Below are 22,476 nucleotides of genomic sequence, written 5' to 3'. Positions count from 1 at the left end.
CGTCCTTGCCCGGTGGAAGCGTCCAGGAATGGCTGGGAAGGGCAACGGCGTCGCCCTTCCCAGTCGCGCTAGTATCCGCCACCAAGCGCCTTGTAGAGCGCAATGGCCTGGCGAAGCTGTTGCGTCTCGCTTTCGACTTGCTCCAGGGCGCTGGACAGTTGCCCCCGCCGCGCGTCGAGAACGGTTGTGAAATCTTCCAAGCCTCCGGCATAGCGAACTTCAGCCAAGCGGGCGGCTTCCTGTTGTTCGAGCGTCGCGGCTGCCAGCGCGCGCCGGCGTTCACCTTCGCGCAAGTAACCGACGAGGGCGCGCTCGACTTCCTCAAAGGCGCGCAGCACCGTCTGCTCATACCGGAGCGCGGCTTGCTCCACCTGCGCGTCGCGGGCGGCAATGTTGTTGCGAATGCGTCCGCCGGTAAAGATCGGAAGGCGCACATTCGGACCAACGGCGAAAAAGTTTCCCGCGCCAAGGGTAAGCCCCGCCACGCTCGTGGCCTGGCGTCCCACGCCAGCCGTCAAGGCAAACTTTGGAAATCGCTCGGTCTGGGCCACCCCTAACTGGGCGAGCGCGGCCGATAACTCGGCCTCAGCCTGCCGAATGTCCGGTCTCCGCTGCAAGAGGTCGGATGGCAGTCCGACCGGAATCTCAGGCGGCCTCATGGGAAGCGGCTTGGCGTCGGTGAGCATTTCATTTAGTGATGCGGGCGGCATCCCCACGAGAACGCTCAACCGGTCATGTCTGTCGCGGATGACAGCTTCAAGCGGTGGGGCCGCCGCGCACGTTGTTTCATACTGCGCCGTGGCGCGCGTCACATCGAGCTGTTGGGCCAACCCGGCCTCGAAACGGGTGCGAACCAGTTCCAGCGTTTCCCGCGCAACGGCGATTTGCTGTTGTACGATCTCGCGTTGCTGCTGGGCGCCCCGTAGCTCGACATACAGCCGCGCAATTTCCGCTGCGGTCATGAGCCGGACACCCTGGAGAGCTTCTTCGGCCGCGCGGGCCTGCTCGCGCGCCGCCAGCGCCGCCAGGCGCGTCCCGCCAAAGAAATCAAGTTCCCAGTTGGCGTCGAAGCCAACCTGGAAGATGCCGATTTCATTCGAGATGCCCGGCAGGTTCGCAACCCGCCCAATGCCCTGTGGAAGCCCACCCCGAAGGCGCTGCACATTGGCCGCCGCGCCCAGCGCCGGATACTTGGCCGCATCGGCAATCCCGGCTTGACTGCGCGCTTCCCGGATCCGCGCCACGGCAACCCGTATGTCCAGATTACCCGCGAGCGCGCGGTCAATGAGTTGCGTCAATTGCGCGTCATGAAAATTTTTCCACCAGGCATCCAGTTCGGCCGGTTGAAGCGATATGCCTTCCCCGGCAACCGATGTCCAGCCCGAAGGCGTCTCGACCACGACCTTGCGCACCGGCGGTTTGACGGCACAGCCCGTGATGAACAGGCTCGTGGCGAGGGCCGGCCCAAGGTAAAGTCGCATGCTTGCCAAGAGACTCATCATGGCTGCCCTCCTTGGTCAATGTAAACGTCCATCTGCTGTCCGATGAAAAGCGCGGCATCATTGGTGGCTACCCGGTAGATGACCTGAAGAACGCGCGTATCTACCCGCTCGGTCGCATCCCCGGTAAGTGACTTTTTGGGCACTACCAACGGCTCATAGCGGACGAATTCGAGTGGTATGGCAACCTCTGACTTGCCGCGCATGTAACCCACGGCCCGCGCGCTTGGCTTGACCTTGGGGGCTTCGTTTTCGTCGATATCGACGCGGACATGAAGCTCATCGGCATTGCCCAGTGTGATGAGCGGCTTTGCCAGTTGTCCGGCTTGGGCGTATTCGCCAGGACGCACATTGCACTGAAGGACTTTGCCAGCGGTGAGCGCGCGGACCGTCAGCCGTTCAATGTCAGCCTCGATTCGTTTGACGTTGGCTTGCGCAAGCTTGACTTCACTTCGCGCCACGTCGAGGTCGGCTTTCCAGGTGCCGGCATCGAGTCGGGCGAGTTGTGCCTTGGCTTCCTGATGACGCGCTCTAGCGGCTAAAACCGCGAACCGGCGGTGCTCGACCTCCTCGGCCCGCACGGCACGTTGGTCAGAAACGTTTTCAATGCGCTTGAGCTGCATGTCGGCATCGGCAAGCTGGGCTTCGGTTTCAAGCACCTTCGCTTCGAGCATCGGGCGGTCGGCGCTCCAGGGCGCTTGTTCGAGCCGAGCCAGCCGGGCGCGCGCCACATCGAGCGTTTGGCGGCGGAGCGCGAGTTCGGCCTGCAAGTCGCGGCTGTCGAGTTCAAAGAGCCGGTCGCCGCGTTTGACATCGTCACCGGCCCTGACAAAGACGCGCGTCACGAGACCGGCGACCGGGGTATTGAGCGCGATGTTTTCGCCGCCGGCCTCGACCAAGCCAACGCCGGCCACGCCTTGGGCATAAGGCGCGCGCGGTGGCGCGGCCGGCGGCGGCTCGGGCTTGCGCACCGGCTGAGAAACATAGGTTGAGTAGCCGGCGTAACTGAGCGCGGCGATCGTGATGAGCGGCAGCGTCAGGGATTGAAGTTTCATGGCGTTCTCCTTTCAGTGTGCGTTACGTTCCCATCCGCCATGTGCGCAATGGCTTGGGCAAAGCTGAAAATACGACTGTCATGGGTGACGACGATGACCGCGCGGTCCGGCCGGACGGCGACGGCGGCAAGGAGTTCCATGACCGTCCGCCCCGTGGCGCCGTCGAGGGCCGAAGTTGGCTCATCACAAACGATGAGCCGCGGTTCGTGAATGACGGCTCGGGCAAGCGCCACGCGCTGCTGCTGACCGCCGGAGAGTTGCGAGGGAACGTGTGCGGCCCGGTGGGCCAGCCCAACAGACCCAAGCAGTTCGGTCGCGCGAGCAACGGCCGCCGGGCGCGCCATACCGGCCGCCAGAAGTGGTACGGCGACGTTTTCCGCCGCCGTCAGCGCCGGGAGGAGGTTGAATTGCTGGAAAACAAAGCCGAGGTTCTTTCGCCGGAAGCGCACTTGGTTGGTGTTTGACAATGCGGCCATGTTTTGCCCCAGGACGTGGATTTCACCCTCGGTTGCGTCCAGGAGTCCGGCGATGATGGAAATGAGCGTGGTTTTGCCAGAGCCGCTTTCGCCCACCAGAAACGTCATTTCTCCGAGGCGGGCCTGGAAGTCCACGCCGCGCAGGGCCAGGGTTTTTGACTCGCCTTGTCCGAAGGCTTTGGTCACGGCGCGACACTCAACGGCAATGTCAGGCGTGACCTGTTCCGGCACGACCTGAGGCGGCACCGGTTGGGGGCTTGGTTCTGAAGGTGCTTGCATGGTTTTCAGACCTCACTGGGGGCAGGTGGGAAAGCCGTGGTGGAAGGCGACAGCCCTAACCGCGAAAGACAATGGCCGGTTCGAGAAACAACACCTTGCGGATGCTGAGCAGGCTGGCCAGTAAGACGATGAAAAACACGACGCCGGCCGTTCCGACGGCGACTTGCCAGAGCAGGATGAAGCCACGGAGTTGGATGGCGGCGTCGCGGGTCAGGTCGAAAAATGCCGCGCACATCGCCATGCCGAGCGCATAGCCGATGATGCCGACCAGGAGGGCTTGCAGCAAAATCATGCCGACGATGCGCAGATTGGTGACGCCAATCGCCTTGAGCGCACCGAATTGCTTCAGGTTTTCAATGGTGAAGATGTAGAAGGTCTGTCCGGCCACGACCGTTCCGACCACCAGGGCGATCATGACCGTGATGCCAAAGTTGACCGGAATGCCGGTGTTGCGGATGTAGTAGCGAATCGTCGCCCATTCAAAATCATAGCCGGTCATGGCTTTGAGCTTTGGCGAGACGGCGCTGATCCGGCGGCACAGGTCGGAAACGTCTGTGCCGGCCGCCGCTTTGACCAAAACGAATGACAGCGCGTTCCGCTCCCGCCCGACATAGTTCACGGCTTGGCTGTAGCGGGTGAACATCACCGGAAACGTGGCAAATGGAGCGCTCGCTTCGCAGATGCCCACAATCGTCACGCGCCGGTCGTTCATTTCCATGACCTGCCCGATGCTGAGCGGGGTGTTGGGAAAGAAAAAGTAAAAGCCGGCGCGGTCGATGATGACCGCATCGGGCCGGCGGAGGTCTTCAATGTTGCCAACGAGCATGCGCCGGGGCGCGCCCACGAGCGTCTCATCGTCAAGACCCATCAGGATGACCGTCCGAAACCGTCCATCCGCCGCGCGCACCCGTGGGTTGCCCTTGAATAACCGAACGGCCCAGGCGACGCCCGGAACCCCGCGCACGCGGTAGAGGTCATTGGTCGTCAGCGCGGCCACTTCGTCAATGTACTGGGTTTCTTTGTCCATCACCCAGACATCGGCGTCGGGAATATCTTTGATTTGGCTGCGGGTACGGTTCATCAAACCACAGAAAATGGACGCCTGGTGCGCCATGAGAAACGCAGCAAACGCAATGGAGAACACCAGGCCGAGAAACTTGGAGCGGTCGCCAAGCAGCATCTTGAGGGCAACGAAATTCATCTCGTCCTCACTCTCTTCTCGCCGCCAGTCGGCTGGCGAGGGCAAAGGCTGGGCATCACTCACCCATCTGGAGTGGGACGTTGGTGCGCAGCATGTTCGTTGTTGCGTGAGCGAGCAGGCGTTCCTGCGCATCACGGAGCCAACATTCGGCGTTGATGATGGTTTTCCCCTGGCGGATGACGCGCGTCGTGGCCGTGATGGCGGCGCCGACCGGAACGCTGTCGAGAAAATCAATCACGAGGTTGACCGAGGTGTAGAAAACATTCACTTCGAGCGTTCCGTGAACGGTCGCCCCGATGACTTCATCCATGATGGCGGCGGCCGCACCACCGTGGAGGATGCCGGCGGGATTCGCCATGTCAGTGCGGACGACGAAGGCGAAGGTCGTCTCGCCCGGCGCAGCGTGCTCGAGCGTGCCGCCGAGCCAACGGGCCAGGGGGGACGGGCTGTGTTCGGCCAGTGGTTGGCCGATGAGGCGTTGAAAGGCTTTCAGGCGATTGTTTGACATAACGGCGTCCTTTTTCTGAACATTGTTCACTAAAAGACAAAAAAATTACCGACGGCGCGCGCCGTCAATGAGAATGGACAGCAGGCGGTCAACCAGCTTGCGCTTGGCGACGAAGGGAAAGTCCGGTTGCGTAATCAGCAGTGACGTCAGCCCATGGATCCCCGACCACAACGCCTGTGCCGTGGCCTCCGGGTCATCCGCGACGAGGTAGCCATCGGCAATGGCGCGCAGCACCGCCTGGCGCAGGTTGTCAAAGCAGGCCGGGCCATGTTTGAGCTTGTGTTGTTTGCGTTCCCCGTCAAACATGGCTTCATTCTGAACGAAAGCCAGCAGGTAGTGGTTGGGATGCGTCAGCCCGAACTCGATGTAGGTTCGCAGCCCGCGCCGCAGGGCGGTCAGACTGTCGGTTTCGCGCTGAGACAGCGTCCGCAGCTTGGCGTCGAGTTCGGTGAAGGTCTCGGTCAGGAGCGCGTCGAGGAGTTCGGACTTGTCGCGGAAATGCAGATAGATGGTGGCGGGAGCGTATTCGATTTTCTCGGCAATTTTGCGCAGCGACGTGTGTTGGTAGCCTTCGGTGACAAAGAGTTCGCGGGCCGCGTCGAGAATGAGCCGCCGAACGTTGGCTTTGTAGCGGGTTTTGCGTTCCTGCACGCCCATGACGCGCGTCCTGTGGTGAGGTCTGTTTTGAAACGCCGTTAGATTAGTGAACACTGTTCACCAATGTCAACGGCTATTTTTTGATGCGTGGCGGTCAGCCGCCACGCGATGGAGTGAGCCTATGGTATGGAAACGTTGGCCAGGTCGCGTCACGGCGGTTTTGATGAGCTTGGCTTGCCTTGTCCTGGCAGTGGCCGGAGGCCCGGCCGGCAGCCGAAGCGCCGCGCCGGCGGCCGGCGCGACCACTGGAAACCATGCGGCCTCTGACCGCATCACGGGGCGGACCTTTGCCACGCGCTCGGAGGTCATTGCGCGCAACGGTATGGCCTGCACCAGCCAACCGCTGGCAACGCAGGTCGCCGTGGATGTGTTGCGCCGGGGCGGTTCGGCGGTGGATGCCGCGATTGCCGCCAACGCCGTGCTGGGGGTGGTCGAGCCAACCGGCTGCGGCATCGGTGGCGATTTGTTCGCCTTGGTGTGGGATCCGAAAACAAAACGCCTGCACGGTCTCAACGCGAGCGGTCGGTCTCCCAAGCGCCTGACCCTCGATGTGTTCCGGCAGCGCAACCTGACCCGGATTCCCGCGTACGGCCCACTCCCGGTGAGCGTGCCGGGGTGTGTGGACGGCTGGTTTGAACTCCATGGACGTTTTGGCCGGCTGCCGATGAAGGAAATCCTCGCCCCGGCGGTGGCCTATGCCCGCGAGGGTTTTCCGGTCTCCGAGCTGATTGCCTATTACCTGGAACGAAACGTGACGGCACTGGCGCGCTTTCCAAACGTCATGGCGGTGTACGCGCCGGGTGGTCGGCCGCCGCGCAAAGGCGAGGTTTTCCGCAACCCTCAGTTGGCGGCCACCCTGGAGAAAATTGCCGCCGGGGGACGTGATGTGTTCTACAAGGGCGACATCGCGCGCGCCATTGCCGACTTCATGGCCAAGCAGGGCGGCTTTTTGGACGCGGACGATTTGGCCGCGCACCGCTCGACCTGGGTCGAGCCGATTTCGACCAACTACCGCGGCTATGATGTCTGGGAACTGCCGCCAAACGGGCAGGGCCTTGCTGCGCTACAAATGCTGAACATCCTCGAAGGTTACGACCTATCCAAGTTTGGTTTTGGCAGTCGGGAGCACATCCATTATTTCGTCGAGGCCAAAAAGCTGGCTTTTGAAGACCGCGCCAAATTTTATGCCGACCCGGATTTTGCCAAGGTTCCGGTTGAGGCGCTGCTGTCAAAAGCCTACGCCGCCGAACGTCGCAAGCTCATCCAGCCGGATCGCGCTGGCGCGCGCTACGCGGCCGGTGAGCCGGCGTTGCGCGCGGGCGACACGATTTACCTGACGACCGCCGACCGGGACGGCATGATGGTTTCACTGATCCAGAGCAACTACCGCGGGATGGGGTCTGGCATGGTGCCGGACGGCCTGGGTTTCATGCTTCAGGATCGGGGCGAAATGTTTGCGTTGGAGGAAGGTCACGCCAACGTGTACGCCCCCGGCAAGCGACCGTTTCACACCATCATCCCAGCCTTCGTCACCAAGGACGGCCAACCCTGGATGAGCTTCGGTGTCATGGGCGGCGGGTTTCAGCCGCTCGGCCACGTCCAGATTCTCGTCAACCTCATTGACTTCGGGATGAACCTTCAGGAAGCGGGCGACGCGCCCCGGATTGACCATCAAGGCTCTTCCGAGCCGACTGGTGAACGGGCTTCTGGCGTCGGCACGGTGACACTGGAAACCGGTTTCGCGTACGAGGTTGTGCGCGAGCTGGTGCGGACGGGCCACCGCGTTGGCTTCGCCGTCGGGGACTACGGAGGTTATCAGGCCATCCGGTGGGACGCCGGACAAGGCGTGTACTACGGCGCGTCGGAGTCACGCAAGGATGGACAAGCGGCTGGTTATTAGCCGCGCTTGTCCAGAACAGGAGCGTTGCGTACTCCGCCTCATCCGCCATACAATCAGGCTGTACCAATAGGCAGCCAAGGGTTCGGTTTTGGTAGTTTGTCTGGAGCGCGCGCGCGTCACCGTTGGTTGTTGTGGAGCCGATTCCGTCAAGGCGTTCTATTCAGACGCGACACGAGACGCCATGTTGTCGTCCATCGAACTTCAAGACCTTCTTCAGCAAGCCATCGAGGCGGCCAAGGCTGGTGACAAGGCGCGGGCGCGGGTCCTCCTCATTGAAGTGACCGAGGCCGACCCTGGCAGTGAAGTCGCCTGGATGTGGCGCGCCTCGGTTTCCCTGACGCCAAAAGACGCCGCCTGGTGCTTGACCAAGGTCCTGGGTATCAATCCGGCAAACCGCCAAGCGCAGGAATGGCTCGACAAAATTCGTCAGTTGCAGGATCAGCCGCCGGCCGTCACCTCCCGGCTGTCGCCACCATCGGCAGAGCTGCAAACCCCGGTCCGCTCGACCGGGGCGCATCGCTTCACCCCATCGCCAGACCAGCCGACGGTTGACAATTTGCCATCGGTTTCGCCAGACCGCCGCGCCACGCCATCCCGGCCGCAAGCCGCGACGACGGTCCAGGCTATGCCAGCCGTCAGCGTTCCCCCGGCGGCCAGTCCCCCGCCACCCCTCGCGCCGCCAAAGCCTGCATTGACTCAAACCGACGAGTCGAAAGACCGCCTCCCAGAGCCTAACTCCGCGTCCAAGATTATTTTAGCGGTGGATGACAGCCTCACCGTGCGGCGGGTAATTACCCAGGCCCTCGAAGGGAGTGGCTACCGTGTCATCACGGCCGCGGATGGTTATGAGGCCCTGGCCAAACTCAAGGAAGTGACGCCTGACCTCGTCGTGCTGGATGTCGCCCTGCCCGGTGGCATGGACGGCTACCAGCTCTGTCGGCAAATTCGCGCTTTGAAAGCGCGGCCCGCCATTCCGGTCGTAATGTTGTCGAGCCGGGAAAGCTTGCTCGACAAGGTCCAGAGCCGGCTGGCCGGGGCCGTGCAATACATGACCAAGCCGTTCAAGACTGAAGAGTTGGTGCTCAACATTCGGCGCCATCTCAAGGAATAACCGAAAATCTGTGCCAACTTCTGGAAACCTGATTGACCTCGACTTGCTCACGCTCACCCAAATCCTCTGTTGCGCGCGCCGTCCGGCGGCGCTTGAACTGACGCGACCAAACCAACGTGGGTGGATGTACTTTGATAAAGGCTGCGTCACGCACGCCACGCTCGACACCCTGACCGGAGAACCGGCGCTTTTGGCGTTGCTGCAATGGCGCGAGGGGAACTTCCGTTTCGTGCCGAACTTTTACCCGCCCTATCTAACCATGGAACTTTCGTGGGCAGCGTTGGCCGAGCGGGCGCTAAGGCTTTCTTCCAAGGGGTAGAGTCGCGGGGACCGCGTTCATATTGGCGGCGCTGGAGCCAAATCGGATGGCTACTCGGCGCGCGCGTAGCTTCGCGCCTTGAGCAACTCTTCCAAAATGAGATCGGCTACGTTTTGGTCGTCCGAAAGCAGGCTGAATTTTTGCTGGAGCACACTCTCGAAGTGCTGATCGGTCTGGCGTCCGATGGTTTGTTTGGATGGGAAGGGTTCTGAGTAAAGAATCGTTTGGCGTACGATCTCGGTGACAGCACCATCTTGGTTAATCACTCGCTCGCGCATGCCGGTCAGGACGTAGTGCGCCGTGTCCTTGATCGTGACGAGATAGACTTCAACCGAGTCGAATTTCCCAATGTAACGGATGTCGTCTGCCTTAAGGATGGCTTGCCCCACACTTTGCTCAGGTTTGGTCGCGGCCGGTTCAGGGGCCGTGCGCGTTAGATGCCGAGTGAGACGCCCATCCATGACCCGGATTTCAGCGACTTGCATCGTTTCTGGGCGGGGAGCGCTGGTGTAGTTCGAGGCCAGCGCGTCAAAGTCGTTCTTGGCATCGGCATAGGCCTGCCGCGCGGCGGTGTAGAGCGATGAGTTTGGCATTGTGCGGTAAAGTCTTGTGACTTGCTCGTGAAAATACTGCAACCGCTCACGACAGCTCGAAATTTTGCCACCAAGCGCAGAAAACTGTTTCTGATAGGTCTCGAACCCCTTGCCCCGGCGGGCTTTGTCGCCACCCTGCACCCCGGCTGTGTAGCTGGATAGCTCGCCCTGAAGGGCAACGATTTCACTTCGGAGCGCTTTGATGGCGGCTGGCAATTCATTATCCGCAATGCCGCTCTGTTGTGCCCAAGCTGGTTGGACCACGCATAGGTTGGTAGGGGAAACGAGCAACAAGCACGATCCAACCGTGACTAACCTCATCCACGACATCGCCTATTCCTCGTCAATCACCGGCCGGCCACGCTCAAGAAAAGAGTATTGCTTGAGGCGCAACCGAAACTCGATTTTTCTATAGAGTGGCGGTAATGTTACGTCGCGCGTTACAGGACTGTAAAGCTTTTTATTCGTCGCGCGTTCTCGTCCGGTCACCTGGCGGCCGGTGCCGCACGGGCGTGGGTAGCCGCGCGGCCATCCGGCCGTTGGCTAAACCGCTGGCGTAAACCTTGGGCAAGCGGACGGATGGCGTGTTTTGACTGCCGTGGTGTGGGTTGCCTGGCTTGCTGACGCCGGCTGGCTAAAGGATGAGGTTTCCAGTAACGCTGAACGCGCCAGATGGAAGCTGGAGTGCCGCCGCTGACATAATCGGTGCGCGTATGCCAAAGATCGTCATGTCATCCCGCTGTGGCTCATCCTTCTGAAACTGACTGAGTTCTTTTTCGAGGGCAAAGCGCTGACCCAGGCAGGTCATCGGCGCCAACTCAAGTAGCTTGTCGCGCAGTCGCCGCGCGCCATAGCGCTCCGACTGTGGGTTGGACTGGTCGGCAAAGCCATCAGTCGTGAGGTAGAGCATGGACCCGAGCGGAACTTCGAGGTCGTGATCGGTATATTGCCACCCTTCCCGTCGCCGTCCCCCGCCAATCGTGCGGCGGTCACCTTTGATTTCTTCAAGCCGCCACCGGCGGTTGTCATCCTGCAAGGCAATGTAGAGCGGTCGGCGCGCTCCGGCAAACGTGACATTGACGCCTTGCAGTCGGCAGAGACAAATCTCCATCCCATCGTCAATATCGAGCCGCCGGCTCGTCTGGCGCAGCGAGTTCAGCACGCCATCATGCAACTGCTCTAAAATAGAGCCCGGCGACTGCCAGGGGTTTTGGGCAATGATTTGGTTGAGCAAGGTAGTTCCCACCATCGAAAGAAAGGCCCCCGGAACGCCATGCCCCGTGCAGTCCGCTACGGCAAGGTAAAACACCATTCGGTCTTCATCCTTGACGATGTGCGTCCAGTAAAAATCACCGGACACGATGTCGCGTGGCTTATAGATGAGAAAATACTGGGTAATAATCGCGTCCAACTTCGCTTCTGACGGCAAAATGGCGCGCTGGATACGTTCGGCGTTGCGAATGCTATCAAGCATGCGGATGTGCTGACGCCGGTACTCGTCGCGCTCCTGGGCGACTTGCTTGACGCGGTCCTCGGACGCGCCCCGCAAGGTGGCTAAATACCGCTCCAAGTCATTGATAAGCGAGCGATTTTCCTGCCGCAACGCCGCGATGTCGGCCGCCGCTTCAAGGGTTTGACGGGCCGCAAACACATCCAGCGGCAAGCTGATGTAACGAAAATCCCGGAGCGCGTCGGGCGTCCCCAGCGTGTTGACCACCCGGTCAGCCTCAATCAAGAGAATGCCCTGCGCCGCCTTGTGCCACGTCGCGAGTTGACCCACGATGGCTTCCCCAGACGCTGGCCCAGGCAGGTTGCCACACAAAACAATCGGAGCCGCCACTTGGTTGAGCTGGTCACGCAGGGCCGTTTCGTCCGGGACGGCAATGAAGCTGAAGCGCGAGCCAAAAGCCTGCCCAAGGTCCTTCAAGACACGTTCGGGTACGCCAATGGTCAATACGATGACCGGATGATTGGTCATGAACGTCGAAGTAGGCGGACGCCGGCTTGCCCGGCGTCCTGCCGTGAGCTAGAGGGTTGGAAACGATTCACCGGCTTCGGCCATGGCGAGCAGCCGGGCCGGCGGCGCAAAGCGCGAGCCATACTTGGTCGCTAACGCTTGCGCGCGCTCGACGAACGCTCGAATGCCATAGCCGTTGATGAACTGTAGCGTTCCACCGGTATAGGCTGGGAAGCCCCAACCGAACAGGCTGCCCAGATTGGCGTCCGCCACCGAACGCAGCACATTTTCCTCGAGACAGCGGACGGTTTCAATCGCCTGAATGAACAGCAACCGGTCGCGGATGTCTTCAAAGGGCAGGGCGGCCTGGGGTGGAAACAGCTCGCGCAGTCCCGGCCAGAGAAACTTCTTGCCTTCGGGCGGATATTCGTAAAAGCCAGCCTTGGCCGCCTTGCCAGCGCGTCCCTGGGCGAGCATCGCGTCCAGGACGCGGTTCGATGGTTGGTCGGGAATCGGCTTGCCCTCCGCTGCCAAGTCGCGCTCGGTTTGCTGCCGGACGTACTGCATGAGCTTGAGGCTGACTTCGTCCGAGACGGCCAGTGGGCCGACCGGCATCCCGGCCTGTAGCCCGGCCTGTTCGATCACGCTTGCCGCCTGTCCCTCGGCCAGCAAGGTCAAGCCTTCGGACGTGTAGGTGCCGAAAACGCGCGAAGTATAAAAGCCACGACTATCATTGACGACGATGGGCGTTTTCTTGATCTGCCGAACGAAATCAAAGCTGCGGGCGAGCGTCTCCGGTGACGTCTTTGCCCCGACGATGATTTCCACGAGCGGCATTTTGTCCACCGGCGAGAAGAAATGCAGCCCAATGAAGTTTTCCGGCCGTTCAGAAACCTGGGCGAGGCTGGTGATGGGGAGGGTCGAGGTATTGGAAGCAAAAATTGCCGTCGGCTCCAACCGGGCTTCGGCCTCCTGGGTGGCATCGCGCTTGACGGCGCGATCCTCAAAAACGGCTTCGATGATGAGTTCGCAGCCACGCAGGTCTTCCGGGTTGGTCGTTGGATGAATCCGCGCCAGCGTCTCGGCCAGTTGGGCTTCGGTCATCCGTCCTTTTTCGATCCGTGGACGGAGCACTTTCTCTGTGTAAGCTTTCCCTTTTTCGGCCTGCTCCTGGGTGGTGTCCTTGAGAACAACCGATAACCCGGCGGTCGCGCAGGCGTAGGCAATGCCGCTGCCCATCATGCCGGCGCCGAGAATGCCAACCTTGGAAAATTTCGCCGGTGGCACATCGGCCGGGCGACTGCCGCCACCGTTGATTTGGTTGAGCTGAAACCAGAAGGCCGTGATCATGTTTTTGGCGACTTGTCCGGTCGCCACGTTCGCTAGGTAGCGTGATTCGATGCGGTCGGCGGTGTCGAAGTCCACCAGCGCGCCCTCTACAGCCGCACTGAGAATGGCCAGCGGGGCGGGGAAATTGCCACGGGTTTTCTTCAGGAGGACGGCCGGCGCGGCGGCGATCATCTGCGCGACTTTCGGCGTCCGTGGGTCGCCGCCCGGCAACCGATAACCTTTGGTGTCCCAGGGTTGCTGGGGATGCGGGTTGGCGTGAATCCAGGCTTTGGCTTTGGCCATGAGTTCTTCGGGCGTCGCTGCCAGTTCGTTGACGACCCCCAACGCCTTGGCTTCGGCCGGCGACAAACGCTTCCCTTCGGTCAGAAGCGGCAGTGCCGTCTCCAGCCCCAGCATGCGGGTCATCCGGGTGACGCCGCCGCCGCCTGGAATCAGCCCCAGAGTCACTTCCGGCAGTCCCACCTGGGCGTCCGGGCGGTCAAGCAGGACGCGATAGTGGCAAGCGAGCGCCAGCTCCAGTCCGCCACCCATGGCCGCGCCGTTGATGGCGGCCACAAAGGGCTTCCCGAAGGTTTCCATGCCGCGAAAGATGCGCTTGACCTGCTGGATTTCATTGAACAACGCCGCCGGATCGCGGACGTCCAGCATGGGTTCCAGGTCGGCCCCGGCCAGGAAGGTTTTCTTGGCCGAGGTGATGACCACGCCGGTCAGTTCGCTTTCTGCCTTGAGCTGGGTGAACACATCCGCAAGCGCGTTGTTGAACTCCGCATTGATGACATTTGCCGACCGATTCGGCATATCCATCGTGATGGTGACGATGTTGTCCGTATCCTTTTCGTACCGAAACGCCATAGACTTCCTTTCTGGTTCAAACCCGTTCGATGATCGTGGCAATCCCCATGCCACCGCCAACGCACAGCGTGATGAGCGCGGTTGTCTTGTCGCGCCGTTCCAGCTCATCCAACGCGGTTCCGAGCAGCATCGCCCCGGTCGCGCCCAGCGGGTGCCCCATGGCAATCGCGCCGCCATTGACGTTGATCGTTTCGGGGTCAACGTCCATGTCGCGGGAAAACTTCAGGACGACCGACGCAAAGGCCTCGTTGACCTCAAACAAGTCAATGTCAGCAATGGTCATCCCGGCTTTGGCCAGGACCTTGCGCGTGGCCGGCAGCGGACCGGTGAGCATGATGGTCGGTTCACTGCCGGTGACGGCGGCCGCCACGATGCGGGCGCGGGGCTTGAGGCCGAGCGCGTCACCCTTGTCGCGGCTTCCGACCAGGACCAGCGCCGCTCCGTCCACGATGCCGGACGAGTTGCCCGCCGTGTGAACATGGCGAATCCGCTCGACGCCGGGATAGCGCAGTTGCGCGACGGCATCGAACCCAAGCTCGCCCATCTGGGCAAAGGACGGTTGGAGTTGGGCCAGCGCGTCGAGCGTCGTATCCGGGCGGATGAGTTCGTCCCGGTCGAGAAGCTGAAGTCCGTTCAGGTCGGTGACGGGGACGAGCGAGCGCCGGAAGTAGCCGTCTGCCGTGGCCCGGGCCGCGCGCTGGTGCGAGCGTAGCGCGTAGGCGTCCACGTCCTCACGTGAAAAGTTTTCCAGGGTTGCAATCAGGTCGGCGCCGATGCCCTGGGGCACGAAGCGCAGCCTAGCGCTCACCTGTGGGTCCAGCATCATTGCCCCGCCGTCCGAACCCATGGGAACCCGGCTCATGGACTCCACGCCGCCACCGATCACCAGGTCTTCCCACCCGGACCGCACCCGCATGGCGGCATGATTGACGGCTTCCAGTCCAGAGGCGCAGAAGCGATTGATTTGTTGTCCGGCAACCGTTTCGGCATAGCCGGCGTAGAGCGCCGCCGTCTTGGCAAGGTTGGCCCCCTGGTCGCCGATGGGCGTTACGCAACCGAGAATGATGTCGTCAACTTCACTGGTGTTGAAGCCATGCCGCCGTTGCAGCTCGCGCAGGAGCTGGGTCACTAGGTCAATGGGCTTGACCTCATACAGCGCCCCGGACGCTTTGCCGCGCCCGCGCGGTGTGCGAATCGCATCGAAAATGAAGGCGTCGCGCGTCATCAAAACAACCTCTTGTTGTGGTTAGAATAGCCAAGTCTGGGGCATCGTACACCAAGCCCGAAAGCGCACGAAACTGGGCATGCCTCCCAGTCCATCAAGTACGTGTCTGCCCTTCGCCAAAAACGACAAACTTCTGGGTTGTGAGTTCCCGCGCCCCCATTGGGCCGAAGGCATGGAGCTTGGTCGTGCTGATGCCAATTTCGGCGCCGAGACCAAGCTGTTGTCCGTCGGCAAAGCGTGTCGAGGCGTTGACGATGACGGTTGATGAGCCAATGTCACGAATGAAGCGCATGGCCGTGGCATGATCGCGGGTGACGATGGCTTCGGTGTGGCTGGAACCGTAGGTCTGGATATGCGCCACGGCGGCCGCATAGTCGTCAACGACCTTGACGGCCAGAATGTGGTCCAGAAACTCACAGCCGAAGTCCGAAGCCTGGGCCGGAACGATGCGCTCGGCCGTCACGCCGTGCGCGCGCAAGGCCTGGCGCGTGCGTTCACAGGCGCGAATCTCAACGGCTGCCGCCAGGAGCGCCTGGATGACCGGCACCAGGCAGGTTTCCACGGCCGCCGCATGAATGAGCAGGGTTTCGGTGGCGTTGCACGTTGCCGGCCGCTGCGCCTTGGCGTTGACGACAACCGGAACGGCCACCTCCGGATCGGCGCTGGCGTCGAGGTAGGTATGGCACACGCCCTCGAAGTGCTTGATGACCGGAATGCGCGAGTGTTCGGCCACAAACCGGATGAGTTCCTTGCCTCCGCGTGGGATGACCAGATCAACGAGGTCGTCGAGCTTCAGCAGTTCGGCCATCACGGCGCGGTCGGGCGTTGGAATCACCGTCACAAGCGCCGGTGGCAGTCCCAGCCGTTCCAAGACTTCGCCCATGAGCCGTCCCAGCGCCTGGTTGGAGTGGAAGGCTTCGGAGCCGCCGCGCAAGACAACGGCATTCCCGGCCTTGAGGCAGAGCGCCGCCGCATCCACCGTCACGTTTGGACGAGATTCGTAAATGATGGCCACGACGCCCAGCGGGATGCGCATGCGTCCGACCAACAGGCCGTTTGGGCGGCGCCGGAGTTCGCCGATTTCGCCAACGGGGTCCGGCTGCGCCGCAATGTCACGCAGCCCGTCCACCATCGCGGCCAAAACTGAATCGGTCAGCGCGAGCCGGTCGCGCAGCGGGGCGGGCAGTCCGGCCCGTTCGGCGGCGGCCAAATCTTCCGCGTTCGCTGCCTGTAGTTCGGCGCGACGGGCCCCGATGGCGTTGGCCAGGGCCAGGAGCGCCTGGTTTTTCACCGCAGTGTCAAGCACCGCTGCTTGGCGGCTGGCGGCTTTGGCGGCGGTCATCATTGGGCGAAGGTCAAGCATAGGGCAGCGCGCGCAATGGTTTAGCGCAAAAGACCCAGCGCGCGGAGGTCGGCGCGTGGCTCATCGAAGGAGCAGGAGCCATACGAGCGACAGAACTCCCGCCGCGCGGCTCGAATGGCCTCAGTAGTCAAGGTTTGACAGTGCCAGCTTACGCCAGCGTCGGTAAACTGAAAGTTGGCTACGTCTTCTTCGGCCAGCACGCGCTCGACGTTATCCGGCGACATGCCGTGCCAGGCGAAGGCGGCTGCCAGAAAGACATTCAAAAAGCCGTGCATCACCCCCTGCGGACTGTGGATGTCATAGGTCAGTCGGTGAACAGCGCGTATGGGATGGTGCAACCCGGCTGTGGCCTTGAACGGCACGCGCCAGTCGGCTGCCCGCACGATGAAGTTCACAACCGTTTCCGGCGCGGGAAAGGCGTCGGCCGTGACGCCGCCGGTGCGAATTTTGGCTCCTGCACCGAGTTCGCGCAGGGTGGCCCACATCACCTCGCGTTCATCGGCCGGGTTGAGTTCAATGAAGACCATGGCCGGTTGCCACCGCTCGACCAGTTGCCGGACAACGGCCGGATCGTTGGTCTTGGCTTCGACCGAAACCACCTGAAGGTCAGGCGGCGGCAGATCATCGGGGCCGACCAACAAGCTCAATGGCAGTGACGCCGCCGTGTCAGCCAGGGTCGCCGGAACGTCCCTGGCTCGGCTGATTGGCAAGACGAACGCGCCGAGCATCCAGGCGTCGCCGGTTGCGCGGTCACGCTGGTAGTTCTTGATCGCCGTTGGCAAATCAACCGCGGCGGGCGGAAAAAGTCCGGCGTAATCAATGAGATGCGACAATAGCGCGCGAAGCGATGCGGTTGTCATGACAGGACTCTGACCACAGGGATGCGGGGGGTGGGACTTGATTAATGACACGCCGCACAAAGGCCGCGGTTTGAGCCAGCGTTCGCCGACCCTCTGGGATGAGACGGCAAAAGAGTGGCCACACATGCGGCAGGTCGGCTTCAATGTGGAGGGCGACAGAAACGCCGGCCTCGCCCGCGCGCGTGGCTAGCCGGCGGGCATCATCCAGCAGGACTTCACTTGAACTGGCAAAAACGAGCAGTGGAGGCAGTCCGCGCAGGTCGGCGTAGAGTGGTGATACCAATGGATGGTCGGGGGGCGTGTCCCCGGCATAGATGCGTCCCGCCAGCCGGATGCCCGCGCCGTAAAACATCACGTCGCGCTCAGTATTCGTTTCGAGCGTGTCGCCCGTGCCGGCCAGGTCGGTCCAGGGCGAATAAAGCACTGCCCCGGCCGGCAGCGGCACGCCCAACTCACGCAGTCGAACCAGCGTTGAAACGGTAAGGCCGCCACCAGCCGAGTCCCCGGCGATGATGAGCCGGTTGGGTGACACCCCCTGGGTTTCCACCAGCCAGCGGTAAGCCGCTACTGCGTCGTCAAGCGCGGCTGGAAAGCGGTGCTCGGGCGCCAGGCGGTAGTCCAGCGCGAAGACCCGTCCACGCAGTAGCGTGGCAAGCGTCACCGTAATCGGACGATGCGTCTGCGGCGAGCACGTGACGTAGCCACCACCGTGCACATAAAGCACCGTCGCCGTTGGGTAGTCCGTTTTCCAGGTCAACCACTCCCCGCGCGCGGCATCGCCATCCAGGGTGGCAAAGGCGACGGGGCGAATGTGCAACCCGTCGGGGATCGGCGGCAGCACATAGCCCGGCATGTGTCCCAGCTTTTGGCGCGCTTGGCGTACGATGTGGGCTTCATCGGCGCGCGACGTTGGCTTGCGCTTGATTTGAAGGGCGATGACGCGCGAGAGCGCAGCCGCCTGCCAACTTGCCATAGTTACGTACCTGACTCCTCGTACCTGACTCCTCGTATCTGACGCCTCGTTTCGCCGACGCCGGCGGGTCACTGTGCTCAACCAACCCAGTCACTCAACCATACTTGATTTGCGCCGGCTCGGAAACTCACTCCGGCTTGGCCGGCGCGCCGGCCGGCATGCCCGCCGGTTGTTCATGCGTCAGACAGTGCAGGGTGCCCAGTCCCCAAACCAAGTCCACGGCGTGAATGCCACACACCTCGCGGTCGGGGAAGCACTCGCTCAACGTCCCCAGCGCCACGCGGTCGTTGGGGTCGTTGAAGGTCGGAACGAGGACAATCCCATTTGCAATGTAAAAGTTAGCGTAACTAGCCGGCAACCGCTGCCCATCGAAGGTCAGCGCCCGCGGCATGGGCAGGCGAATGACCTCCGGGCGCGAGCCGTCCGGCAAGCGGAAGTCTTGCGCGCGTTCGTGGTTTTCCTTGAGCGCCGCGTAGTTGGCGTCGCTAGGGTCTGACTCGTCGCACAGGACGAGCGTTGTGGGATTGACAAACCGCGCCAGGTCATCCACGTGGCCATGCGTATCGTCGCCGGCAATGCCTTTCCCAAGCCACCAGATGGTTGACACCCCAAGCGTGGCGTGGAGCGCGGCTTCCACCTCGGCCCGTGACAAGTGCGGATTCCGCGGCTGCGTCTCGTTGTCGAGTAGGCACTCTTCGGTCGTCATGACCACGCCCTGTCCGTTGACATCCACTGCCCCGCCTTCCAGCACGAAGGGCTTACCCTGGACGTGCGGAACGAAGACCGGAAGGTTGAGTGTTTTCGCCACGCGGAGCGCCAACTCGTCATCCCGGTGGAAATCAGGATATTTGGCCCAGGCGTTGAAACGAAACTTGCAAAGTGCCAGGTCGCGGCGTCCATCCTGGTCGCGGGCGACAAAAATCGGCCCGGCATCCCGCAGCCAACCCCGGTTGGTGGGGAAGTGAAAGCAACGGACGCGCTCGACACATGCGCCGACGCGCTTCAGGAGCATCAGCAGGCGCGTGTCCGGCGTGGCATCAGAAACGACCACGTTGACGGTTTGGTGCGCTGATAGCTTGCGGATGATCTCGCCGTAAGCCCACTGAACCAGGCGCAACTTGCCGGGGTAGTCAGACCGGTTGTGCGGGAAGGCCAGCCAAGTTGCTTGTTGCGGCTCCCACTCGGCCGGATGACGAAAACCGAGCGTGGCCGGCATGGCGTCAAAGACGTACACGGTCAGCACCTCCATTTAGGCGGTCAAGCCGGTGTGGATCAAGGCGCACGCCCACAACTGTTATGTCATCGCGTTGGGGCGTCGCGCCGGCGTGGGCAGCGAGCGCCGCTTCGAGCCGCGCCTGTTGTTCCGTTGCCGGCCGGGGAGCGATGTCCTGCAAGCATCTCAGCAGCGCATGGGTTTTGAAGCGCCGGCCGCCAGCATCTGGCTGGTCGGCAAAACCATCCGTCGTCAAGTACAGCATCGCCTGGGGCGCAACCGGAATAGCGACGTTTTCAAACTCCCGTGCCTTGCGCAAGCGTCCGCCAATAGGATGCCGGGCTCCGGCATGCGTGGTCACTTCGCCATCAGCTACGACATACAGCGGTCGGCGCGCGCCGGCAAAGGTGACGCTGCCGGCGTCAAAACGGCAGATGCCGACATCCATCCCGTCATCAAGTCCGACGGACTGCGCGTGACCTTGCTTGAGGATGCGTCGCACGCCCTGGTCCAGCTCGGTCAGGATGCGCGCCGGGTCGGCAATCCCGCGCTCGATGACGATTTGGTTCAGGAGGTCATTGCCGATGAAGGACATAAACGCTCCTGGAACGCCATGCCCGGTGCAGTCGGCAACGGCCAGCAAGCCGCCGGTTTCAGTTTTGTGAAACCAGTAGAAGTCGCCCGAAACGATGTCACGTGATTTCCACAAAACAAAAGCTTCGGCAAAAGCGGACTGCAAGTCGCCGAGTGTCGGCAAAATCGCCTGCTGCATGGTTTGGGCGTAGCGCAGGCTATCCTCGATATCTTGGTTTTTGCGCTCAAGTTCATCCCGCTGGTAACGGACTTGGGTTGTGCGTTCAGCGACTGTTTGTTCCAGGTTCCGGTTGATGCTTTCGATTTCGTTTCGATAGCGCCGGGCAACGTTCACGGCCATGGAGAGCAGAAAGATGCCGAAGCTGAAGTCCACGGCGTACCTGAAGACGGGGTAAAAAAGCCAGCGCGTCATCACGGACTCGCTGAGTTCTGAGGAACGGAGGGCGATCTGCGCAACTTGGATACACTCAGCGATCAGAATCAGGCTGATACTCATCCGAAGCGCTCTGGCTTCGGAAACTCCCCTGTAGGCAGCGTGCACGATGTGAACGGTAACGGGGGCAACCAGGGATAGTACGGAAACCGAGAAAATAGCCTCGTTCATGACGGGCAATAGCAACTGGTCAGGAAATGCGATTGTGCCGACAAGGCAAATAATTTGACTTATCTGGTGGCCCCTTACCCACTTCGGCACGGGTCGTTTCAAAAAGCTGTAAATGAACTCAGCGCCACAGATGAGTTGAAAGTGAACGCTAATCGCATTGATCAAGCGGTAGGTCTGGATAGAGGTATTGTCCGTGAGGGTGTGCGAGATTGAGAACGAGTTGACCGCGTAGCCAAGGGCAATCAGGGCCAGCCAAAGGTACTCAGTCCGTTCTTTTCTGTTTTTTTGGAAAACGGTAAAGCTGGCATAAAGATATAAGTGGTAAAGGGCGAAAAAGGCAAAAGCAAAGACAAAGCTGATGCGGAAGATGTCCCGCTGCGTGGCTTCTGCGCGGGCTTGGAAGACCTGGCCGGCCAAGTAATCGTATGTCCCCACCTGCGCGCCGAGAAACGCCAGGTCATTGCCGAGTGTCGTGGCTTGCTCCTGCGCTCGAATCGCCACCACCAGATGTCCGTCCGGGCGCAGGGCCTCTGCCGGAATGGCCATCGGCAGGTGAAAACGCCCAGGGGGGAAGCGTGGGCGAGGCGTGACTTCACCGAACTGACCGACCCGCACCCCGTTGACATACACCTCATACGCGCAACTGCCCAGGACGTGATTGACCCGAACGCCAGGTCGGTAGAGGTCGGCCACGGACACTTCGGTTCGATACCAACCCACACCCAGCCGGGGCCCACCGGAAAATGTCGGACCTGGCGCGAGGTTGAGTGGCAACCAATCCGTGTCGTTCAGACCTGGGGCGGCCCAGGCCGGATCGTCACCAGACCGGTACTTCCACGTGTAAAGTGTTATCGGTTGGTCTAGGTTGGGCGACCCAGCGGTGGGAGAGGGTTGTCCCAACCCCGGCATCCCGAGAAGCCAGACAAGCAGCAGACCAAGCCAGATACGCGAGAAACAGCTTGTGCCAGTCATCGGCAGGGAGACTCAGGTGTCCAGGAAGCGGCGGGTCAGCCCATCGTAGGCGTCAATGCGTCGGTCGCGCAGGAAGGGCCAGTTGCGCCGCACATCCTCGAGCCGCGCCGGCGTGACTTCCGCCAGCAGGACCGTTTCCGTGTCGGTTGGCGCCTCGGCAATGAGGATGCCCTGTGGGTCGGCGACAAACGAACTGCCCCAAAACTCCAATCCCCCCTGATCGTCAATCGGGGAAGGTTCAAAGCCGATGCGGTTGACGGCTGCCACATACAGCCCATTGGCAATGGCGTGACCCCGTTGCACCGTCCGCCAGGCGTCGCGCTGGGCCGCGCCATGCGTTTCCTTTTCATACGGATGCCAACCGATGGCGGTTGGGTAGAACAGCACGGTTGCGCCGCGGAGCGCGGCCAGCCGCGCCCCTTCGGGAAACCACTGATCCCAGCAGATGAGCGACGCGATGCGTCCGTAGGGCGTATCGAAGGCGACAAACCCCAGGTCGCCCGGTGTGAAGTAAAACTTCTCGTAGTAGGCCGGATCGTCGGGGATGTGCATCTTGCGATACAAACCGCGCAGCTCGCCGTGGTCGTCCACCAGCGCTACGCTGTTGTGGTAGAGACCGGCCGCCCGGCGCTCAAAAAACGGCGTGATAACGTAGGTTTTGGTTGCTCGCGCAACGGCCTGCATGGCGTGCAGCGAGGGGCTGTCGTCGAGCGGTTCGGCGCGGTCGAATAACGCCGTGTCTTCACGCTGGCAAAAGTAAGGCGACTGGAAAAGTTCAGGCAGGCAGATGACCTGCGCCCCTTGCTGCGCGGCTTCCCGGATGAAATGCGCGGCGCGGTCGAGGTTTTCCGTGCGGTCGGCCACACACCGCATCTGCACCAGGCCGAGTGTGAACGGTCGTGAGGTCATGGTTGA

The 22,476-nt window shown here is 61.8% G+C and carries 19 protein-coding genes; 3 read left to right on the top strand and 16 right to left on the bottom strand.

What is annotated here, in order from left to right; translation table 11 throughout:
- Positions 1 to 68: 68 nt before the first annotated feature.
- Genes J8C06_RS14695 through J8C06_RS14670 form a run of 6 tightly spaced genes read right to left on the bottom strand, consistent with a single transcriptional unit; the run spans position 69 to position 5,675 of the window.
- Complete coding sequence (locus J8C06_RS14695; RefSeq protein WP_211430173.1) at positions 69 to 1,502, bottom strand: efflux transporter outer membrane subunit; 1,434 nt, start codon at positions 1,500 to 1,502, stop codon at positions 69 to 71.
- Entirely contained in the window at positions 1,499 to 2,554 is a 1,056-nt protein-coding gene (locus J8C06_RS14690; RefSeq protein ID WP_211430172.1) for an HlyD family secretion protein, read from the bottom strand. The genes J8C06_RS14695 and J8C06_RS14690 overlap by 4 nt, the downstream gene beginning before the upstream one ends.
- On the bottom strand, positions 2,551 to 3,309 hold the full coding sequence (locus J8C06_RS14685) for an ABC transporter ATP-binding protein (RefSeq protein WP_211430171.1): 759 nt from the start codon (positions 3,307 to 3,309) through the stop codon (positions 2,551 to 2,553). Before J8C06_RS14685 ends, J8C06_RS14690 begins: the two co-directional genes overlap by 4 nt.
- Before the next feature lie 55 nt (positions 3,310 to 3,364).
- Positions 3,365 to 4,510, bottom strand: a complete 1,146-nt coding sequence (locus tag J8C06_RS14680) for an ABC transporter permease (protein ID WP_211430170.1) — start codon at positions 4,508 to 4,510, stop codon at positions 3,365 to 3,367.
- A 55-nt stretch (positions 4,511 to 4,565) separates the two neighbouring features.
- Positions 4,566 to 5,018, bottom strand: a complete 453-nt coding sequence (locus J8C06_RS14675; protein WP_211430169.1) for a PaaI family thioesterase — start codon at positions 5,016 to 5,018, stop codon at positions 4,566 to 4,568.
- Between the two features lie 45 nt (positions 5,019 to 5,063).
- On the bottom strand, positions 5,064 to 5,675 hold the full coding sequence (locus J8C06_RS14670) for a TetR/AcrR family transcriptional regulator (protein ID WP_211430168.1): 612 nt from the start codon (positions 5,673 to 5,675) through the stop codon (positions 5,064 to 5,066).
- Positions 5,676 to 5,796: 121 nt separating this feature from the next.
- On the opposite strand from J8C06_RS14670, the gene ggt reads away from it, so the two are divergent.
- The 3 genes from ggt (at position 5,797) to J8C06_RS14655 (ending at position 9,005) form a co-directional block, all read left to right on the top strand.
- A complete protein-coding gene (gene ggt / locus J8C06_RS14665; RefSeq protein ID WP_246602125.1) occupies positions 5,797 to 7,575 on the top strand; it encodes a gamma-glutamyltransferase in 1,779 nt (592 codons plus the stop codon).
- A gap of 181 nt (positions 7,576 to 7,756) precedes the next feature.
- Positions 7,757 to 8,686, top strand: a complete 930-nt coding sequence (locus J8C06_RS14660) for a response regulator (RefSeq protein WP_211430167.1) — start codon at positions 7,757 to 7,759, stop codon at positions 8,684 to 8,686.
- Between the two features lie 10 nt (positions 8,687 to 8,696).
- A complete protein-coding gene (locus J8C06_RS14655; RefSeq protein ID WP_211430166.1) occupies positions 8,697 to 9,005 on the top strand; it encodes a DUF4388 domain-containing protein in 309 nt (102 codons plus the stop codon).
- Positions 9,006 to 9,055: 50 nt separating this feature from the next.
- Here J8C06_RS14655 and J8C06_RS14650 read toward each other — a convergent pair whose 3' ends face one another.
- The 10 genes from J8C06_RS14650 to J8C06_RS14605 form a co-directional block, all read right to left on the bottom strand.
- On the bottom strand, positions 9,056 to 9,814 hold the full coding sequence (locus J8C06_RS14650) for a hypothetical protein (protein ID WP_211430165.1): 759 nt from the start codon (positions 9,812 to 9,814) through the stop codon (positions 9,056 to 9,058).
- Positions 9,815 to 10,232: 418 nt separating this feature from the next.
- Positions 10,233 to 11,576: a PP2C family protein-serine/threonine phosphatase gene (locus J8C06_RS14645; RefSeq protein WP_211430164.1), complete on the bottom strand. Its 1,344-nt coding sequence runs from the start codon at positions 11,574 to 11,576 to the stop codon at positions 10,233 to 10,235.
- Positions 11,577 to 11,624: 48 nt separating this feature from the next.
- A complete protein-coding gene (locus tag J8C06_RS14640) occupies positions 11,625 to 13,757 on the bottom strand; it encodes a 3-hydroxyacyl-CoA dehydrogenase NAD-binding domain-containing protein (protein WP_211430163.1) in 2,133 nt (710 codons plus the stop codon).
- A gap of 16 nt (positions 13,758 to 13,773) precedes the next feature.
- Entirely contained in the window at positions 13,774 to 14,982 is a 1,209-nt protein-coding gene (locus J8C06_RS14635) for an acetyl-CoA C-acetyltransferase (RefSeq protein WP_211430162.1), read from the bottom strand.
- Positions 14,983 to 15,076: 94 nt separating this feature from the next.
- Positions 15,077 to 16,345, bottom strand: coding sequence for a glutamate-5-semialdehyde dehydrogenase (locus J8C06_RS14630; protein ID WP_211430161.1), 1,269 nt, complete (start codon positions 16,343 to 16,345; stop codon positions 15,077 to 15,079).
- Positions 16,346 to 16,365: 20 nt separating this feature from the next.
- A complete protein-coding gene (locus J8C06_RS14625) occupies positions 16,366 to 17,205 on the bottom strand; it encodes a hypothetical protein (protein WP_211430160.1) in 840 nt (279 codons plus the stop codon).
- Positions 17,162 to 18,178: an alpha/beta hydrolase gene (locus J8C06_RS14620; RefSeq protein ID WP_211430159.1), complete on the bottom strand. Its 1,017-nt coding sequence runs from the start codon at positions 18,176 to 18,178 to the stop codon at positions 17,162 to 17,164. Before J8C06_RS14620 ends, J8C06_RS14625 begins: the two co-directional genes overlap by 44 nt.
- 127 nt (positions 18,179 to 18,305) lie before the next feature.
- On the bottom strand, positions 18,306 to 19,427 hold the full coding sequence (locus J8C06_RS14615) for an agmatine deiminase family protein (RefSeq protein WP_246602124.1): 1,122 nt from the start codon (positions 19,425 to 19,427) through the stop codon (positions 18,306 to 18,308).
- The gene (locus J8C06_RS14610; protein ID WP_211430158.1) at positions 19,399 to 21,561 is read right to left on the bottom strand and encodes a SpoIIE family protein phosphatase; all 2,163 of its coding nucleotides are present in this window, start codon (positions 21,559 to 21,561) and stop codon (positions 19,399 to 19,401) included. Before J8C06_RS14610 ends, J8C06_RS14615 begins: the two co-directional genes overlap by 29 nt.
- Before the next feature lie 12 nt (positions 21,562 to 21,573).
- On the bottom strand, positions 21,574 to 22,470 hold the full coding sequence (locus J8C06_RS14605) for a carbon-nitrogen hydrolase (protein WP_211430157.1): 897 nt from the start codon (positions 22,468 to 22,470) through the stop codon (positions 21,574 to 21,576).
- Positions 22,471 to 22,476: the final 6 nt, after the last annotated feature.

This window comes from Chloracidobacterium validum (assembly GCF_018304825.1).
In the GTDB taxonomy this organism is placed as follows: Bacteria; Acidobacteriota; Blastocatellia; order Chloracidobacteriales; family Chloracidobacteriaceae; genus Chloracidobacterium; species Chloracidobacterium validum.
This window is presented reverse-complemented; position numbering and strand designations above follow the sequence as displayed.

Excerpts from the sequence above, each read along its gene's own strand:
- J8C06_RS14660 (WP_211430167.1), top strand. The coding sequence starts at position 7,757 with ATGTTGTCGTCCATCGAACTTCAAGACCTTCTTCAGCAAGCCATCGAG.
- J8C06_RS14625 (WP_211430160.1), bottom strand. The coding sequence starts at position 17,205 with ATGACAACCGCATCGCTTCGCGCGCTATTGTCGCATCTCATTGATTAC.
- J8C06_RS14640 (WP_211430163.1), bottom strand. The coding sequence starts at position 13,757 with ATGGCGTTTCGGTACGAAAAGGATACGGACAACATCGTCACCATCACG.
- J8C06_RS14605 (WP_211430157.1), bottom strand. The coding sequence starts at position 22,470 with ATGACCTCACGACCGTTCACACTCGGCCTGGTGCAGATGCGGTGTGTG.
- J8C06_RS14615 (WP_246602124.1), bottom strand. The coding sequence starts at position 19,427 with ATGGAGGTGCTGACCGTGTACGTCTTTGACGCCATGCCGGCCACGCTC.
- J8C06_RS14635 (WP_211430162.1), bottom strand. The coding sequence starts at position 14,982 with ATGACGCGCGACGCCTTCATTTTCGATGCGATTCGCACACCGCGCGGG.
- J8C06_RS14675 (WP_211430169.1), bottom strand. The coding sequence starts at position 5,018 with ATGTCAAACAATCGCCTGAAAGCCTTTCAACGCCTCATCGGCCAACCA.
- J8C06_RS14610 (WP_211430158.1), bottom strand. The coding sequence starts at position 21,561 with ATGACTGGCACAAGCTGTTTCTCGCGTATCTGGCTTGGTCTGCTGCTT.
- J8C06_RS14680 (WP_211430170.1), bottom strand. The coding sequence starts at position 4,510 with ATGAATTTCGTTGCCCTCAAGATGCTGCTTGGCGACCGCTCCAAGTTT.
- J8C06_RS14685 (WP_211430171.1), bottom strand. The coding sequence starts at position 3,309 with ATGCAAGCACCTTCAGAACCAAGCCCCCAACCGGTGCCGCCTCAGGTC.
- J8C06_RS14645 (WP_211430164.1), bottom strand. The coding sequence starts at position 11,576 with ATGACCAATCATCCGGTCATCGTATTGACCATTGGCGTACCCGAACGT.
- J8C06_RS14620 (WP_211430159.1), bottom strand. The coding sequence starts at position 18,178 with ATGGCAAGTTGGCAGGCGGCTGCGCTCTCGCGCGTCATCGCCCTTCAA.
- J8C06_RS14690 (WP_211430172.1), bottom strand. The coding sequence starts at position 2,554 with ATGAAACTTCAATCCCTGACGCTGCCGCTCATCACGATCGCCGCGCTC.
- ggt (WP_246602125.1), top strand. The coding sequence starts at position 5,797 with ATGGTATGGAAACGTTGGCCAGGTCGCGTCACGGCGGTTTTGATGAGC.
- J8C06_RS14695 (WP_211430173.1), bottom strand. The coding sequence starts at position 1,502 with ATGATGAGTCTCTTGGCAAGCATGCGACTTTACCTTGGGCCGGCCCTC.
- J8C06_RS14670 (WP_211430168.1), bottom strand. The coding sequence starts at position 5,675 with ATGGGCGTGCAGGAACGCAAAACCCGCTACAAAGCCAACGTTCGGCGG.
- J8C06_RS14630 (WP_211430161.1), bottom strand. The coding sequence starts at position 16,345 with ATGCTTGACCTTCGCCCAATGATGACCGCCGCCAAAGCCGCCAGCCGC.